Origin of the sequence: Thermus sp., assembly GCF_039793865.1 — a bacterium.
GTDB lineage: Bacteria > Deinococcota > Deinococci > Deinococcales > Thermaceae > Thermus.
The window spans coordinates 32,159-47,704 of record NZ_JBAMMI010000088.1; the positions used below are offsets into that span (position 1 = coordinate 32,159).

The window sequence follows — 15,546 nt, forward strand, 5'->3', positions numbered from 1 at the left end:
AATATTACATCCACCCCTCGGCCCGTAGGTCCTCGAGGAGGGGAAGGAACTCGGGCCACCAAGGGGCAAGGGGGCCTGGGGTGGCCCGCGGGCAGGCCCAGGTGCCTAAGGGCCTGCTTGAGGAGGGGCACGCCCCCTTTGGCCAGGAGGTCCCCCAAGGGAAAAAGCCTCCGCTGCAGGACCTGGGCTTCGGCCAAGGCGCGGAAGGCTTCCGCGTCCAGGCGGCCCTCCCGGTCAAAGGGGGTCGGGATGGGAGGAAGGATCATGGAAGCCTCCTCCAAGAGCCTACCAGGAAAAGGAGGTGGAGGGCGTAGGCCAGGAGGAGGAGCCCTGGGCCTTGGCCCTGGAGGAGCCTTAGGAGGCCGAAAGCGGCAAGGAGGAGAAGGAGGAGGCCAAGCCCCCCGGAAAAGCCCAGGCTCCCCGGCACGAAGAGGCGCACGAAGAGGGCCCAGGTCGGAGGGGGCTCCTTCCTGCGCCGGGGCAGGAGGAAGGCCAGGAGGTGGTAGAGGAGGAGCAGGAAAAAGCCCAGGGCCGCCCAGGTCCGGGCCCTTTCCGGCAGGGGAAGGGGAAGCCGACCTACCCCTTTGAGGAAGTCTTCCCCCAGGCGGAAAAGCTCCACCCGAAGCAGAGCGGCGTAAAGGGTGCGGAGGCTTGGCCCCGGCTCCCGCCCGCCCCAGGGGTCCTCCCCTAGGCCCAGGGAGGAGCGGATGGGGCCGTCAAAGGGGGCTTTCTCGTAGGCCTGGACGAGGCCCGTTTTCCCTAAGGCCAAGGCGAAGGGGAGGTTCGCCCCTTCCAGAAGCCCCTTGGCCTCCTTGGGGTTTTCCGGAAGGAGGGCGTAGCCCAAAAGGGCCCTTACCTCGGGCAGGGGAGGCTGTTCCCGAAGCCAGGCCTGGGCCTCGAGGGTGCGCAAGGTACCCCGGTCCAGGGGGGGAAGGGCGAGGGCGGTGCGGGCCCCTTGGTCCAGGCCGTAAAGGACCCCCGCTCCTCCCAGAAGGAGGAGGAGGACGAGGGCCAGGACCCTTTCCCCTAAGCTGGCGTAGGCCAGGCTCAGGTGGCGGAGGCGCAGGAGGGGGTGGCGGAGGTACCCCCCGAGGAAGCCCCCCAGCGCCCTGAGGTCCTGGAGCTGGGCCGGGAGGTAGTAGAGGAAGAGGTAGAGGAGGAGGGCCAGGTAGGCCAGGCCCAGGGCGTAGAGCCCCTGGGGCAAAAAGGAGAGGTCCGGGGGCATCCAGGCCCGGAGGTACTTGACGGCCTCCCGAAGCCTCAGGGCCCTTTCGGGTTGGCCCTGGGCCTCGAGGGCCTCGGCCATTTCCAGGAAAAAGGCCAGGGAGTTCGGGAAAAGCGGGGTGTAGCGGAGGAGGGTTTCAGTGAGCCGCCAGGAGCCTTCCGGGTCCTTAGCGCTTAGGGCGCGGGCGGCTTGGGCCATGCGCCGCACCCCTTCCTGGCCGAAGAAGAGTTCGGGGCGGTGCCCTCGGCTCCTTAGGTCCTCCCCGTAGGCCTGGAGGTCCTCGGGGCTTAGGGCCTCGGGGGGAAGGGCCCAGTAGGCGAAGTAGGGCCAGGGCCTGGGGGGATTTAGGGCCTCCAGAAGGGGTTTCAGGGACCTAAGGTCTTCTTCGCCCCCGGCGAAGGGCAAGGGGGGAAAGGGGATGGGCAGGACCCAGTCCCCCGCCAGGAGGGCCTCGGGCCCCGGGCGCAGGGCCACCACCCGCTTGGGGGCGAAGTGGAAGCGGACCTCCTCCTGCTTAAGGCTCGCTTCCACCACCAGAAGCCCCTGGGCCACGAAGGCCCGGTCCCCTTCCACCAGGGGGCCGAGCCAAGGGCCTTCCGGAAGGGAAAGCCGCCCCCAGGGGAGTTCCAAGCCCCCCTCCACCAGCCTGGGCTGGGCCGGGGCCAGGGCGGTGAAGCGCCCCTCCAGCACCCCCGAGGGCAGGGAGAGGCGCACCCGGTACTCCCCGGGGGCCTCGGGGGTGAAGGGGAGGCGGAAGCCTCCTTCCCTGGGCTCTACCTCCAGGGCGGCGGCTCCCTGGGGCCCCAGGACCTCCAGGGGGAAGCGGCCCTGCGGCAGGCCCTTGCCCTCCAGGAAGAGGGCCTCCCCTACCCGGGCGGTCTCCGGCAGGAGGAGGGCCTGGCTCAGGGCGGGAAGCCAAAGGAAGGCCAAGGCGGTCCAGCGGCGCATGGGGTTATTCTACCGGTATGGGCCTTCTGGACATGATCGGTCCGGTGATGGTGGGGCCTTCCTCCAGCCACACGGCGGGGGCCTGCCGCCTCGCCCTCCTCGCCCGCCATCTCCTGGGGGAAAAGCCCAAAAGGGTGGAGTTCGGCCTCCACGGCTCCTTCGCCAAGACGGGGAAGGGCCACGGCACCCACCTGGCCTTGGCCGCGGGGGTCTTGGGCCTTCAGCCCGACGACGAGAGGCTCAAGGAGAGCCTCTCCCTGGCGGAAAGGGAGGGGGTGGAGGTGGTCTTCAAGGAGGTGGAGCTCGGGGACGTCCACCCCAACACCGTGCGCATGGTGCTGGAGGGGGAGAAGGAGCGCCTCACCGTCACCGGGAGTTCCCTGGGCGGGGGGCTCGTGCGGATCTTTGACCTGGACGGCTTTGAGGTGCGCATCACGGGAAGCGCCCCCACCCTGGTGGTGAAGAACGTGGACACCCCGGGGGTGGTGGCCCGGGTGGCCAGAATACTGGCGGACGACGAGGTGAACATCGCTTACCTCACCGTGAGCCGGAAGAAGCGGGGCGGGGAGGCCATGATGAGCATAGAGATGGATCGGCCCCTCTCCGAGGTGCCCCTCCGCTACCTGGAGCACCTCTCCTACATCCTCTGGGTGCGGCAGATCCCCCCGGTCATGGGCTGAGCTGGGCGCTTAAAGGGAGGCGCCGGGGGGGAGTTCCAGGCGCAAGGAGGCCCCGCCCAGGAGGCTTGGGCCCGAGGTAAGCCGTCCTCCCTGGGCCTCGGCCACCCTTTTTGCGGTGTAGAGGCCAAGCCCGGAGCTTCCCCGAGGGCCTTCCCCCTGGCGGAAAGGCCGCGCTAAGGCTTCCAGGGGCAGGGGGAGGCCAGGGCCGTCGTCTTCCACCTGCAAAGCGCCCTCCTCCACCCGCACCCGCACCCGGCTTTTAGCGTGGCGCAGGGCGTTTTCCAAGAGGTTAGCGAGCGCCCTTTCCAAGAGAAGCCTCTCCCCCCGGGCAAGCCCCGCCCCCTCCACCTCCAGGCGGAGCCCCCGCCTTTCGGCCTCCTCCCGGTAGCGCAGGAGGAGGTCCTCGGCCAGGGCCCGCAGGTTCAGGGTCTCCCGCTGGGGGGGGCGGGCCTCGAGGCGGGCCAGGGCGAGGAGGTTTTCCGTGAGGCGGTAGCCCCGGGAAAGCTCCTCCTTGAGGGCGCGGAGGAGGGCGATGCGCCGCTCCTTTCCCAGATCGTCCGCCCTCTCCAGGTAGTCCAGTAGGCGCAGGGCGGAAAGGAGCGGGGTCTTGAGGTCGTGGGCCAAGGCGGCATAGAAGGCCTCCCTGGCCTCCTGGAGCTCGCCAATCCGCTCCAAAAGCTCGGCGAAGCGCCGCCTCAGCTCGGCCACCTCGCGCGGGGGAGGCTCCTTGGGGGAGGGGAGCCTCAGGGCGCTCACCGGCCCCTCCCGCAAGGAGAGGTAGGCCAGGGCCCGGGTAAGCTCCTCGAGGGGCCTGAGGAGGCTTTGGGCCAGGAGGTAGCCCACCAGGGCCGAGACCGAGGCCAAAAGGGCGAGCCAGAGGAGGAGGGAGGGCCACGGGCCCCCGCCCAGGAAGCCCAGGAGGAGGGCCAGGGCCAGGTTGGGCAGGAAGGCGAGGAGGGCGATGACCAGGGCGAGCCTAGCCCTTAGGCTCATCCCGACCCGCCGAGAGCACCGCCAGGAAGGCCTCCTGGGGCACCTCCACCTTGCCGATGGCCTTGAGCCGCTTCTTCCCCTCTTTCTGCTTCTCCAATAGCTTCTTCTTCCGGGTCACGTCCCCGCCGTAGCACTTGGCGAGGACGTCCTTCCTCAGGGCCTTCACCGTGGCCCGGGCGATGATCTTCCCCCCGATGGCCGCCTGGATGGGCACCTCAAAGAGCTGCCTGGGGATGACCTCGGCCAGCTTGTCCACGATGGTCCGGGCCATGGCGTAGGCCTTCTCCCGGTGGGCGATGAAGGTGAGGGCGTCCACGGGCTCCCCGTGCACCAGGACGTTCACCTTCACCAGGTCCCCGGGCCGGTAGCCCGCCTGCTCGTAGTCCATGGAGGCGTAGCCCCGGGAGAGGCTTTTGAGGCGGTCGTGGAAGTCGTAGAGGATCTCGGCGAAGGGGACCTCGTAGACGAGCTCCACCCGCCTCTGGGCCCCGGGGAGGTAGGTCATGTTGAGGAGCCTGCCCCGCTTCTCCTGGAGGAGTTGCATGATGCTTCCCACGTACTCCTCGGGGGTGAAGACGGTGAGCTTCACGTAGGGCTCCAGGATCTCCTCAATCCGCGTGGGGTCGGGGAGGTCGGCGGGGTTTAGGACCTCCTGCTCGGAGCCGTCTTTGAGCCGCACCCGGTAGACCACGCTCGGGGCGGTGGCGATGAGGGAGAGGCCGAACTCCCTCTCCAGCCTCTCCTGGACGATCTCGGCGTGGAGGAGGCCGAGGAAGCCACAGCGGAAGCCGAAGCCCAAGGCGGTGGAGGACTCGGGCTCAAAGGTGAGGGCGGCGTCGTTGAGCTTCAGCTTCTCCAGGGCGTCCCGGAGCTTCCCGTAGTCCCCCGAGTCCACGGGGTAAAGCCCGGCGAAGACCACGGGCTTGGCCGGGCGGAAGCCGGGGTAGGGGGAGGGGGTGGGGCGGTCCGCCAGGGTGAGGGTGTCCCCCACCTGGACGTCGTGGATGTCCCGGATGGCGGCCACGAGCCAGCCCACCTCCCCGGCGGAAAGGGCTTCCGTGGGCACGAGGCCCTGGGGGGTGAAGACCCCCACCTTGTCCACGGTGAACTCCTTGCCCGTGGAGTAGACCCGGATCCGGTCCCCGGGCCGCACCCTGCCCTCAAAGAGGCGGAGGTAGGGGATCACCCCCTGGTAGGCGTCGTACACGGAGTCAAAGATGAGGGCCTTCAGGGGGGCCTCGGGGTCCCCCTTGGGGGGCGGGATGCGCTTCACGATGGCCTCGAGGATCTCCTCCACCCCCTCCCCCGTCTTCCCCGAGGCGAAGATGGCCTCGTCGGCGGGGAGGCCCAAGACCTCTTCCAGCTCCAGGGCCACCTCCAGGGGGCGGGCGTTGGGGAGGTCTATCTTGTTGATCACCGGGATGATCACGTGCCCGTGCTCTAAGGCCATGTAGAACTTGGCCAGGGTCTCCGCCTCCACCCCCTGGCTCGCGTCCACCACGAGAAGCACCCCCTCCACCGCCGCCAGGGCCCGGGAGACCTCGTAGGTGAAGTCCACGTGCCCCGGGGTGTCAATGAGGTGGAAGGTGTACTCCTCCCCGTCCTTGGCCCGGTAGCGTACCCGCACCGCGCTGGCCTTGATGGTGATGCCCCGCTCCCGCTCAAGCTCTAAGGAGTCCAGAAACTGCTCCCGCATCTCCCGCTCGCTCACCGCGTGGGTCATTTGCAGGATGCGGTCGGCCAGGGTGGACTTGCCGTGGTCCACATGGGCAATGATGGAGAAGTTGCGGATGCGGCTTAGGTCCATCCTTACCATCCTCCGGGCTCCTTCGGGCAAAGTCAAGCGGCCCTGGGGCCGGCGCCTTAAGCGGCCTTCTGGTCCCGTCCTTTCCGCAACTGCTTCCAGAAGACCACCAGGGCGCTCACCACGTAGATGGAGCTGTAGGTCCCCACGAAGATGCCCACGAAGATGGCCAGGGCGAAGTCCCGGAGCACGCTTCCCCCCAGGAAGAGGAGGGCGAGGATGGGGAGGAGGGTGGTGAGGCTCGTCATCACCGTCCGGGAAAGGGTCTGGTTGATGGAGCGGTTGACGAGCTCGGCGTAGGGAAGCCCCCGGAGGAGCTTCTGGTTCTCCCGGATGCGGTCCGAGACCACGATGGAGTCGTTCACCGAGTAGCCTACGATGGTGAGGAGGGCGGCGATGGTGGAGATGGAGAACTCCAGGCCCAGGAGGCTGTACATCCCCGCCACGATGGCCACGTCGTGGGCCACCGCGAGGACGTTGGCCACCCCGAAGGTCCAGTCAAAGCGGAAGGCCATGTAGATGAGGATGAGGCCGAGCCCCACCAGCACCGCCATGAGGGCGTTCCGCCTCAGCTCCTGGCCCACGGCGGGCCCCACGGTCTCGGAGCTCAGCACCTGGGCCTTGAGCTCCCTAGCCAGCAGGGCCTCGAGCTCCAGGCGCTTGGCGTCGGGCAGGGGAGGGAGCTTCAGGGAGAACTCCTTGTAGCTGGAGGTGGGGGCCTGGACCTGGGTGATGACCGCCTCGCGGCCGGGGAACCCCTTCGCCTCCAGGAAGCCCCTCAGGGTGTCCACGCCCGTTTCTGGGGAGGCCCTTAGGGTGAAGGCGGTGCCCCCGGTGAAGTCAATGCTGTAGTTGAAGCCCTTGGTGAGGACCAGGCCCCCCGAGAGGAGGGCGATGAGGATGGAGCTCAGGGTGATGTAGCGGGCGGGCCCCATGAAGTTGATCTTGGGGTCCACGAGCCACATGGGGGGCCGGACCTCGCGCCTTTCCCCGATCCAGTCCAGGAGGTAGCGGCTGAAGACCAGGTTGGAGAAGACGCTGGTCACCACCCCGATGGCCAGGGCCACGGCGAAGCCCCGCACGGGCCCGGTGGCGTACTGGTAAAGGGCGGCCGCCGCCAGGAGGTGGGCGATGTTCACGTCCAGGATGGTGAGGGTGGAGTGGCGGAAGCCCTCGGGGATGGCCTGGCGGAACTTTTTCCCGGCCCTGAGCTCCTCCTTGATCCGCTCAAAGGAGAGCACGTTTCCGTCCACCGCCGCCCCCAGGGTGAGCACGAGGCCGGCGATGCCCGGGAGGGTCAGGGTGGCCCCAAGGCCCGAGAGGAGGCCCAGGATGAGCACTGAGGTGTAGATGAGGCCCAAAGAAGCCACGAGGCCCAGGTGGAGGCCGTAGTAGGCGAAGATGAGGAGGAAGATGGCCAGGGTGCCGATGAGGGCGGAGCGGATCCCCGCCTGGATGGCGTCCTGGCCCAGGGTGGGGCCGATGGCCCGGATCTCCGCCACCTTGAGGGGGACGGGCAGGGCGCCCGAGCGGAGGACGAGGGCGATCTCGCTGGCCTCCTCGAGGCCCGAGAGCCCCTCTATGACCGCCTGCCCCCCGGTGATGGCCTGGCGGATCACGGGAGCGGTGTAGACCTTGCCGTCCAAAATGATGGCGAGCCGCTTGCCCACGTTTTGCCGCGTGACCTCCTCAAACTTCTTGGCCCCTTCCGGGGTGAAGGTGAGGGCCACCTGGGGGCGGCCGAACTGATCGAAGACCGCCCGGGCGTCGGCCAGGTCCGCCCCGGTGAGGAGGGGCGGGCCGAGGTCCTCGGGCTTGATGAGGTCCTTCTCCAGGTCCTCCCGCTTGAGGCGGGGGTTCTCCCTTAGGGCCTGGTTGATCTGGGCCACGGTGGTGCCGGTGGCCCCGTCCTTAAGGATGCGGAACTCCAGCACCGCCCGCTGGCCGATGAGCTTGAGGGCCCGGTCCTGGTCCGCCTGGGAGAGGCCAGGGAGCTCCACCACGATGCGCCTTTGCCCCTGGATCTGGATGAGGGGCTCGGCTACTCCCAGGGCGTTGATGCGGTTTTCCAGGACGGCCCGGGCCTTTTCCAGGTCGTCGGGGGTGGGGTTTTCCACATCGGCCTCGAGGAGGACGCGCAACCCTCCTTTGAGGTCCAACCCGAGTCGGATCTTGGGCTCCTGGGGGGCCCACGGCTTCCAGACGAGGAGCAAAGCCCCCAGGAAGAGGGCGAGAAGAAAGATTTCTGTGGTCCACTTGCGGTTCATAACCGAACTCCTTTTCCTCCTGGCGCAAGCGGGTCAGGAACGGACCCGCTTGGCCTTAGCTAAGGGCTCTTGGCCTAGGGTCTTTTGAGGCCTTCCAACCGGCGTGGGGCGCTTAGCCCCCCTCCAGCTGCAGGCGGCGGAAGAGGAGGTAAAGGGGCCTCCCAGGGGTGGGGGCTTTAGGGGGAGCGGAAGCGAGGACCCTGGCCCCCAGGGCCTGAGCGAGGCCCCTTTCCGCCTTGGCCGAAAGGAGGAGAAGGGGGAGGGAAGGGGTGCGGTCCTCCTTGAGGACCACCGCCGCGCTCCCCGAGGCCAGACCCGCCTCCGCCTTGGCCCGGGGAGAGGGGAGAAACACCCCCTGAAGGAAGAGGGCGAAGGCCCCCAAGAGCGCCGCGCTTCCCCGAAGCACCCCTCCTCCTAGGCGGGCACCTCCACCATCTGGAAGGCCTCCACGATGTCCCCTTCCTGGAAGGCGTCAAAGCCCTCGAGGCCCAGGCCGCACTCGTACCCCTGGGCCACCTCCCGCACGTCCTCCTTGAAGCGCTTGAGGCTGGCGATGCGCCCCCGCCAGATCTCCTCCCCCTTGCGCAGGACCCGCACCTCGGCGTTCCGGGGAATCCGGCCCTGGAGGACCATGCACCCCGCCACCTGCTTGCCCGTGGGCAGGCGGAAGATGGCCCGCACCTCGGCCCGGCCCAGGACCTCCTCCTTGTACTGGGGCTCCCTCTGCCCCCGCACCATGCTCCGCACCTCGTCAATGAGGTCGTAGATGATGCGGAAGGTCTTGAGGAGGACCCCCTTTTCCTCGGCCTTCTTCTTCACCGCGCCCGGGGGGTTCACCCCGAAGGCCAGGATGGCCGCGTTCGCCGTCTGGGCCAGGAGGACGTCGGACTCCGTGGGGGCCCCCACCTGGGCCAGGAGCACGTTGATCTTCACGTCCTCGGCGCTCTCCCGGGCCAGGATGTGCTGGATGGCCTCGAGGGAGCCCTGGGTGTCGGCCCGGAGGATGAGGTTCACCTCCTTTTTGCCCTCCTCCTGGAGACTCCTCAGGAGGTCGGCCATGGTCTTGGGGCGGCGCTCCTTCTCCGCTTCCTCCCTGGCCCGCCTCTCCTCCTTCCGCTCCTCGGCGATCTCCTTGGCGGCCTCGAGGTCCGGCACCCACTCCACCACGTCTCCGGCGTGGGGGAGTTCCTGGAAGCCCAGGACCTGCACCGCGCTTCCCGGCCCCGCCTCCTTGCGCTGGTTGCCGTCGGCGTCCATCATGGCCCGGATCCGCCCATAGACCTCGCCCGCCACCACGTAGTCTCCCACGCGGAAGGTTCCTTGCTGCACCAGCATGTTGGCGATGACCCCGGCCTGCTTGTCCAGCTTGGACTCCAGGATCACCCCCTTGGGCTCGGCGTTCGGGTCTGCCCGGTAGTCCTCGAGCTCCGCGAGGAGGAGGATCATGTCCAGGAGGTCTCCCACCCCCTGCCCCGTCTTGGCGCTGATGGGCACCACGATGGCGTCGCCCCCATATTCCTCGGGGACGAAGCCCCGCTCCATGAGCTGGCGCTTCACCTTCTCGGGGTCCGCTTGGGGCAGGTCCATCTTGTTGATGGCGAAGATCATCTTGGCCCCGGCCGCCTTGGCGTGGGCGATGGCCTCCTCCGTCTGGGGCATGATGCCGTCGTCGGCGGCGATGACGATGACGGCGATGTCTGCCACCCTCGCTCCCCGCTGCCTTATGGTGGTGAAGGCCTCGTGCCCCGGGGTGTCTATGAAGACCACGGTGCCCTGGGGCGTCTTCACCTCAAAGGCGCCCACGTGCTGGGTGATCCCCCCGGCCTCCTTCTCGGCGATCCGGCTTTTGCGGAGGTAGTCCAGGAGGGTGGTTTTCCCGTGGTCCACGTGGCCCATGATGACCACCACGGGAGGGCGCCTTGGGAGGCTTTTCCGGCGCTCTTCCTCGGCGAGCTTCTCCTGGAGTCCCCGTTGCTCCTTGACGAGCTCCCGCACCGCCTCGGCGTCCTCTTCGGTGAGGGTGGAGGCGTGGGACTTGTAGGCCACCCCCATCTGGTCCAGGAGCTCCAAAAGCTCCTCGTTGGTCATGCCCAGCTCTTTAGCCAGCTGGTAGATGCGTATCTTGGCCATCCTTACCTCCTAAGCGGGCCACAAGGGCTTCGGAAAGCGCCTTGGCCCGGCCTCCGGCGAAGCGCCGGAGCCTTTTTTCCGTCCAGCACTCCGGGTTGTCGGGGCAGACATAGGCCCCCCGGCCCGGGAGCTTGCCCGTGGGGTCCAGCTGGAACCCGCTTTCCGTTAAGAGGATGCGCAGAAGCTCCCCCTTGGGCCGCCTCTTGCGGCAGGCCACGCACATGCGCAGGGGGACGTGCCTCATCCGAGGTCCCGGAAGAGCTTCTCAAACTCCTCCTTGGCCCGGCTTTGGGCCTCGGCCTCCTCCTGGGCGGCTTTGCGGATGGCCTCGTCCAGGTCGGAGATCTCCGTCTCCTCAAAGTGGATGTCGTAGCCGGTGAGCTTGGAGGCCAGGCGAACGTTCTGGCCGCCGGTGCCGATGGCCAGGGAGTGCTGGTCCTTGGTGACCTTCACCTTGGCCTTCTTGGTTTCGGGGTCCAGCTCAATGGAGCCCACCTGGGCGGGGGAGAGGGCGTTTCGGATGAACTCCTTGGGGTCCTTGGACCAGAGGATGATGTCCACCTTCTCCCGCCCAAGCTCGGCGGAGACCGCCTGGATCCTCTGCCCCTTGTGCCCGATGCAGGCCCCGATGGGGTCCACGTTGGGGTTGTGGCTCATCACCGCCACCTTGCTCCGCCGCCCCGGCTCCCGGGCGATGGCCTTGATCTCCACGATGCCCTCGGCGATCTCGGGCACCTCCTGCTTGAGGAGGTACTTCAAAAGCTCCTCGTGGGCCCGGCTCACGATGAGGGAGGGGCCCTTGGCGGAGCGGTCCACCTTCTTGAGGTAGACCTTGAGGCGCTGGCCGGGGTAGTAGCGCTCGGTGGGGATCTGCTCGCTCTTGGGCAGGTAGGCCTCCCCCCGGCCCAGGTCCACGAAGACGTTTCCCCGGTTGTCCACCCGGGTCACCACCCCGGTGAGGACTTGGCCCTCCTTGTCCCTGTACTCGTTGTAGATGCGGTTGCGCTCCGCCTCCTTGAGGCGCTGGGTGAGGATCTGCCGCAGGTCCTGGATGGCCATGCGGGAGAGCTCCTCCGGGTTGATGGGGAACTCCATCTCGTCCCCCACCTGGACCTCGGGATCGTACTCCAGGGCCTCGGCCAGGGCGATCTCCTTGTCGGGGTCCTCCACCTTGTCCACCACCCGGCGGACCTCCACCATCTCAATGCGGCCCGTCTGGGGATCAATGTAAACGTCCACCTCGGGCCCCTTGCCGGCCTCCATCTCCTCCTTTTTGTACCCTTTTTGTCTTTTTATGTAGGCCTTGCGCAGGGCTTCCTTGAAGGCCTCGAGGATCTCCTCGGTGGACACGCCCCGTTCCAGGGCCAGCTGCTGCATGGCTTGTACGAAATCCCGGTTCATCCTCCCTCCTATCTCGGCTCCTCGGGCCACTCGGCGAGGTTGGCGCGGAAGGTGCCGATCCTGAGGCGCTTTTCCTCCTGCCCTACCTGGAAGACCACCTCGTCCTCCTCCACCCGGAGGATGCGCCCCACGAACCCCCCAGGCCCCGGCACCTTGGCCTTGAGGCCCTGGAAGCGCTCAAAGTGGCGGCGGGTGAAGAGGGGCCTTTTGGGCCCGGGCGACTCCACCAGGAGGCGGTAGCTTCCCGGGATGGGGTCTTCCCGGTCCAGGACCGCCTCTATGGCGCGGCTCGCCGCTTCCAGCTCGGCCACGCGGATGGGCCGCTCGTCCTTGCGCTCAAGCCGCACCAAAACCTCCCCGGGGGCCTCCCTGACCTCCAGGACCTCGAGGTCCAGGGGCTCCACCGCCTCTTCCACCAACCGCCAAAGGTCCACGGACACCTCCCCACCTCCCTTCACAAAGGAAGGGTGGGCTTCCACCCACCCCCCTCCCTTGGGAGCACTGCCCCCAGTTTACACCCAAGGGCCCCTTGACTACAACCCCTTTAGCCTGCTACACTCAAGCTTGCCGGTCCGAACCCGGCCTCGTGGGGGTGAACGGTCTCGACGGGGGTCGCCGAAGGCGTGGCTGCGCGCCGAGGTGCGGGTGGCCTCGTAGGTACGCCCAAAAGGGCGTGACCGTAAAAACCCGCAACGGCATAACTGCCAACACCAACTACGCTCTCGCGGCTTAATGACCGCGACCCCGCCCGGTAGCCCCGCCGGGGGCTCACCGGAAGCGGGGACACAAACCCGGCTAGCCCGGGGCCACGCCCTCTAACCCCGGGCGAAACCCCAAGAGGGCTCGCTCCTGGCCGCCCGTCCGCGGGCCAAGCCGGGAGGACACCCCAAACGCGGACTACGCGCGTAGAAGCCCGCCGTAGGGACTTTCGGACGGGGGTTCAACTCCCCCCACCTCCACCAGAAGGGGCGCCTTCGGGCGCCCTTTTCCCTTGGGTGTAGCCGGGGTAGATATGTCCCCCAGGGAACCTGCTAGAGTGGAGCTGGTGCCTTGAGCACCTCCTTCGGGGCGGGGTGGAAGTCCCCACCGGCGGTGAAAGCCCGCGAAGCCCCTAAAGGGGCCCGACCCGGTGGAACTCCGGGGCCGACGGTGAGAGTCCGGATGGGAGAAGGAGGGCCACTTGCGCGACCTAGACGAGCGCTTTCTTAGAAGGGCCTTTCAGCTTGCCGAACGCGCCCGGGGCCACACCAGCCCCAACCCCCTGGTGGGGGCGGTCCTGGTTCGGGAGGGGCGGATCGTGGGCGAGGGGTTCCACCCGAAGGCGGGGGAGCCCCACGCCGAGGTCTATGCGCTGCGGGAGGCGGGGGAGCTTGCCCGGGGGGCCACGGCCTACGTGACCCTCGAGCCCTGCGACCACTTCGGCCGCACCCCCCCCTGCTCCCTCGCCCTCCTAGAGGCGGGGGTTTCCCGGGTGGTGGTGGCGGCCCGGGAGGAAAACCCCGTGGCCAAGGGGGGGCTGGAGCGCCTGCGAAAGGCGGGGGTGGAGGTGGAGTGGGGCCTTCTGGAGGCCGAGGCCCGGGCCCAGAACGAGGTCTTCTTCGCCGTGCAGAGAAAGGGCCTGCCCTTCGTCCTCCTCAAGGCGGCCCTCACCCTGGATGGGAAGGTGGCCGCCCCCTCGGGGGACGCCCGCTGGATCACCTCCGAGGCGAGCCGCCGCGTGGCCCACGCCTACCGGCAGTGGCTCCCCGCCGTGATGGTGGGGGTGGGGACGGTGCTCCAGGACGACCCCGCCCTCACCGTGCGCCATCCCGACTTCCGCCCCTTCCCCCTCATGGTGGAGCCCCCGCCCCTCCGCGACCCCCTCAAGGTGGTCCTGGACACCGAGGCCCGAACCCCCCCCACGGCCCGCCTCTTCCAGAGGGGGCCGAGGGGGGAGGCCGCCCGGGTCCTGGTCTTCGTGGGGGAGGGGGCCCCGAGGGCACGGGTCGCGGCCCTGGAGGAGGCCGGGGCCCGGGTGGTGGCCCTCCCCCGGGAGGGGGGGCGGGTGAGCCCGGAGGGGGCCCTCGCCTTCCTCCTGGAGGAGGGGGTGGACGGGGTGCTCCTGGAGGGGGGCCCGAGGCTCGCCGGGGCCTTTCTGGAAAGGGGCTTAGTGGACAAGCTTGCCCTCTTCCTCGCCCCCCGGATCCTGGGGGAGGGGAGGGGGCTGGCCGAGGGCTTCGGGGCGGAGCGGGTGGCGGAGGCCCTGCGCCTCCGCTTGGCCCGTAGGGAGTGGCTTGGGGAGGACCTCTGGCTCGAGGCCTACCCGGAGGAGTAGATGTTCACGGGACTCGTGGAGGAGACCGGGGAGATCCTGAAGGTGGAGGAAGGGCCCTTCCTTAGGGTCCACATCGCCGCCCGCAAGGTGCTTGAGGACCTGAAGGTGGGGGACTCCGTGGCCGTGGACGGGGCCTGCCTCACGGCGGTTGGGGTGGAGGAGGGGGGCTTTTGGGTGGAGCTCGCCCGGGAGACCCTGCGCCGCACCGCCCCCACCTGGCGGGTGGGGCACCGGCCCAACCTGGAAAGGGCCCTAAAGGTGGGGGACCGGCTTGGGGGGCACTTCGTCACCGGGCACGTGGACGGGGTGGCGAGGCTTGTGGAGGTGCGCGAGGCCCCGGGGGCCAAGGACTTCTACTTCCTTCCCCCCGAGGGGCTTGCCCCCTACATCGCCGAGAAGGGGAGCGTGGCCCTAAACGGGGTCTCCCTCACGGTGGCGGGGCTTATGGGGGAGGCCTTCTGGGTGACCCTCATCCCCCACACCCTCGAGGTCACCAACCTGGGGAGGCTTCGGGTGGGGGACGGGGTGAACCTCGAGGTGGACCTCATCGCCCGCTACGTGGCCAGGCTTCTTGGGAGAGCGTGATGGAAGGGATCGCCAGCGTCAAGGAACTTCTGGAGGAGCTAAGGGCGGGCCGCCCCGTGATCCTGGTGGACGACGAGGACCGGGAGAACGAGGGCGACCTCATCATGGCGGCGGAGCACGTGACCCCGGAGTGGGTGAACTTCATGCTCAAGGAGTGCCGGGGCCTCCTCTGCGTGGCCCTCACGGAGGAAAGGGCCAAGGCCCTGGACCTTCCCCTCATGGTGGAAAGGAACCAGGACCCCCAGGGGACCCGCTTCACCGTGAGCGTGGACGCCCGGGGCACCACCACGGGGATCAGCGCCTTTGAGCGGGCGGCCACCATCAGGCTCCTCGCCGACCCCGAGGCCACGGCCCAGGACTTCCGCCGCCCGGGGCACGTCTTCCCCCTGGTGGCGAGGCCGGGCGGGGTCTTGCGCCGCGCCGGGCACACCGAGGCCACGGTGGACCTCCTCCGCCTCGCCGGGCTCACCCCGGTGGGGAGCCTCATTGAGATCCTCAAGGAGGACGGCACCATGGCCCGCCTGCCGGACCTCCTGGCCTTCGCCCAGAGGCACGGCCTCAAGGTGGGCACCATCGCCGACCTCATCCGCTACCGCCTGGAGAAGGGGGACCTCTACGTGCGGCGGGAGGCGGAGGCCCTCCTCCCCACCCGCTTCGGGGAGTTCCGCATCCTGGCCTACCGGGACACCCTCACGGGGGAGGAGCACGCCGCCTTGGTCATGGGAAGCTGGGGGCCGGAGGAGCCCGTCCTCGTGCGCATGCACTCCGAGTGCCTCACCGGGGACGCCCTCCACTCCCTGCGCTGCGACTGCGGCTTCCAGCGGGACCTAGCCCTGGAGAGGATCGCCGAGGAGGGGAAGGGGGTCTTGGTCTACCTTAGGCAGGAGGGAAGGGGGATCGGCCTGGTGAACAAGATCAAGGCCTACCACCTCCAGGACCAGGGCCTGGACACGGTGGAGGCCAACCTGGCCCTGGGCTTTCCCCCGGACCTCCGGGACTACGGGGTGGGGGCCCAGATCCTCTACGACCTCGGGGTGCGGAAGATGCGCCTCCTCACCAACAACCCGAGGAAGGTGAAGGCCCTCTCCGGCTTCGGCATAGAGATCGTGGAGCGCCTCCCCCTTAGGGCCGGGGACAACCCCCACAACGAGCGCTACCTCCAGGCCAAGAAGGAGAAGCTCGGGCACTGGATGGACTAG

13 protein-coding genes, 1 other RNA gene, 1 pseudogene and 1 riboswitch are annotated in these 15,546 nt (G+C 68.6%); of the genes and pseudogenes, 5 read left to right on the plus strand and 10 right to left on the minus strand.

What is annotated here, in order from left to right:
- Positions 1 to 4 precede the first annotated feature (4 nt).
- Both ABJK26_RS08370 and ABJK26_RS08375 read right to left on the minus strand, forming a co-directional pair.
- Positions 5 to 197: pseudogene (locus ABJK26_RS08370) on the minus strand (dihydrodipicolinate synthase family protein); the annotation flags it as partial.
- Positions 198 to 262: 65 nt separating this feature from the next.
- Entirely contained in the window at positions 263 to 2,173 is a 1,911-nt protein-coding gene (locus ABJK26_RS08375; RefSeq protein WP_347241826.1) for a hypothetical protein, read from the minus strand.
- A 17-nt stretch (positions 2,174 to 2,190) separates the two neighbouring features.
- On the opposite strand from ABJK26_RS08375, the gene sdaAB reads away from it, so the two are divergent.
- The gene (gene sdaAB, locus ABJK26_RS08380) at positions 2,191 to 2,853 is read left to right on the plus strand and encodes an L-serine ammonia-lyase, iron-sulfur-dependent subunit beta (protein ID WP_347241827.1); all 663 of its coding nucleotides are present in this window, start codon (positions 2,191 to 2,193) and stop codon (positions 2,851 to 2,853) included.
- 9 nt (positions 2,854 to 2,862) lie between these two features.
- Here the strand turns inward: sdaAB and ABJK26_RS08385 are convergent, their stop codons facing one another.
- The 8 genes from ABJK26_RS08385 to rimP form a co-directional block, all read right to left on the minus strand.
- Positions 2,863 to 3,846 (minus strand): HAMP domain-containing sensor histidine kinase, encoded by a 984-nt coding sequence (locus ABJK26_RS08385; RefSeq protein WP_347241828.1) that lies wholly within the window; start codon positions 3,844 to 3,846, stop codon positions 2,863 to 2,865.
- The gene (gene lepA / locus ABJK26_RS08390; protein WP_347241829.1) at positions 3,830 to 5,662 is read right to left on the minus strand and encodes a translation elongation factor 4; all 1,833 of its coding nucleotides are present in this window, start codon (positions 5,660 to 5,662) and stop codon (positions 3,830 to 3,832) included. Before lepA ends, ABJK26_RS08385 begins: the two co-directional genes overlap by 17 nt.
- 47 nt (positions 5,663 to 5,709) lie before the next feature.
- Positions 5,710 to 7,917, minus strand: a complete 2,208-nt coding sequence (secD, locus tag ABJK26_RS08395) for a protein translocase subunit SecD (RefSeq protein ID WP_347241830.1) — start codon at positions 7,915 to 7,917, stop codon at positions 5,710 to 5,712.
- A gap of 112 nt (positions 7,918 to 8,029) precedes the next feature.
- The gene (locus ABJK26_RS08400) at positions 8,030 to 8,323 is read right to left on the minus strand and encodes a hypothetical protein (RefSeq protein WP_347241831.1); all 294 of its coding nucleotides are present in this window, start codon (positions 8,321 to 8,323) and stop codon (positions 8,030 to 8,032) included.
- Positions 8,324 to 8,331: 8 nt separating this feature from the next.
- The gene (gene infB, locus ABJK26_RS08405) at positions 8,332 to 10,047 is read right to left on the minus strand and encodes a translation initiation factor IF-2 (RefSeq protein WP_347241832.1); all 1,716 of its coding nucleotides are present in this window, start codon (positions 10,045 to 10,047) and stop codon (positions 8,332 to 8,334) included.
- A complete protein-coding gene (locus ABJK26_RS08410; protein ID WP_347241833.1) occupies positions 10,016 to 10,291 on the minus strand; it encodes a YlxR family protein in 276 nt (91 codons plus the stop codon). Before ABJK26_RS08410 ends, infB begins: the two co-directional genes overlap by 32 nt.
- Positions 10,288 to 11,448, minus strand: coding sequence for a transcription termination factor NusA (nusA, locus tag ABJK26_RS08415; RefSeq protein WP_347241834.1), 1,161 nt, complete (start codon positions 11,446 to 11,448; stop codon positions 10,288 to 10,290). Before nusA ends, ABJK26_RS08410 begins: the two co-directional genes overlap by 4 nt.
- A gap of 8 nt (positions 11,449 to 11,456) precedes the next feature.
- Positions 11,457 to 11,882 carry a ribosome maturation factor RimP gene (gene rimP / locus ABJK26_RS08420; protein ID WP_347241835.1) on the minus strand — a complete coding sequence of 142 codons (426 nt, stop codon included), beginning with the start codon at positions 11,880 to 11,882 and terminating at the stop codon, positions 11,457 to 11,459.
- Between the two features lie 154 nt (positions 11,883 to 12,036).
- Here rimP and ssrA point away from each other — a divergent pair.
- From ssrA to ABJK26_RS08440, 4 genes are all read left to right on the plus strand, one after another.
- Positions 12,037 to 12,410, plus strand: a transfer-messenger RNA (tmRNA) gene (gene ssrA / locus ABJK26_RS08425).
- Between the two features lie 93 nt (positions 12,411 to 12,503).
- Positions 12,504 to 12,625, plus strand: a riboswitch (FMN riboswitch).
- 3 nt (positions 12,626 to 12,628) lie between these two features.
- Positions 12,629 to 13,762, plus strand: coding sequence for a bifunctional diaminohydroxyphosphoribosylaminopyrimidine deaminase/5-amino-6-(5-phosphoribosylamino)uracil reductase RibD (gene ribD / locus ABJK26_RS08430; protein WP_347241836.1), 1,134 nt, complete (start codon positions 12,629 to 12,631; stop codon positions 13,760 to 13,762).
- Positions 13,763 to 14,347, plus strand: a complete 585-nt coding sequence (locus tag ABJK26_RS08435) for a riboflavin synthase (protein ID WP_347241837.1) — start codon at positions 13,763 to 13,765, stop codon at positions 14,345 to 14,347.
- Positions 14,347 to 15,546 (plus strand): bifunctional 3,4-dihydroxy-2-butanone-4-phosphate synthase/GTP cyclohydrolase II, encoded by a 1,200-nt coding sequence (locus tag ABJK26_RS08440; protein WP_347241838.1) that lies wholly within the window; start codon positions 14,347 to 14,349, stop codon positions 15,544 to 15,546. The genes ABJK26_RS08435 and ABJK26_RS08440 overlap by 1 nt, the downstream gene beginning before the upstream one ends.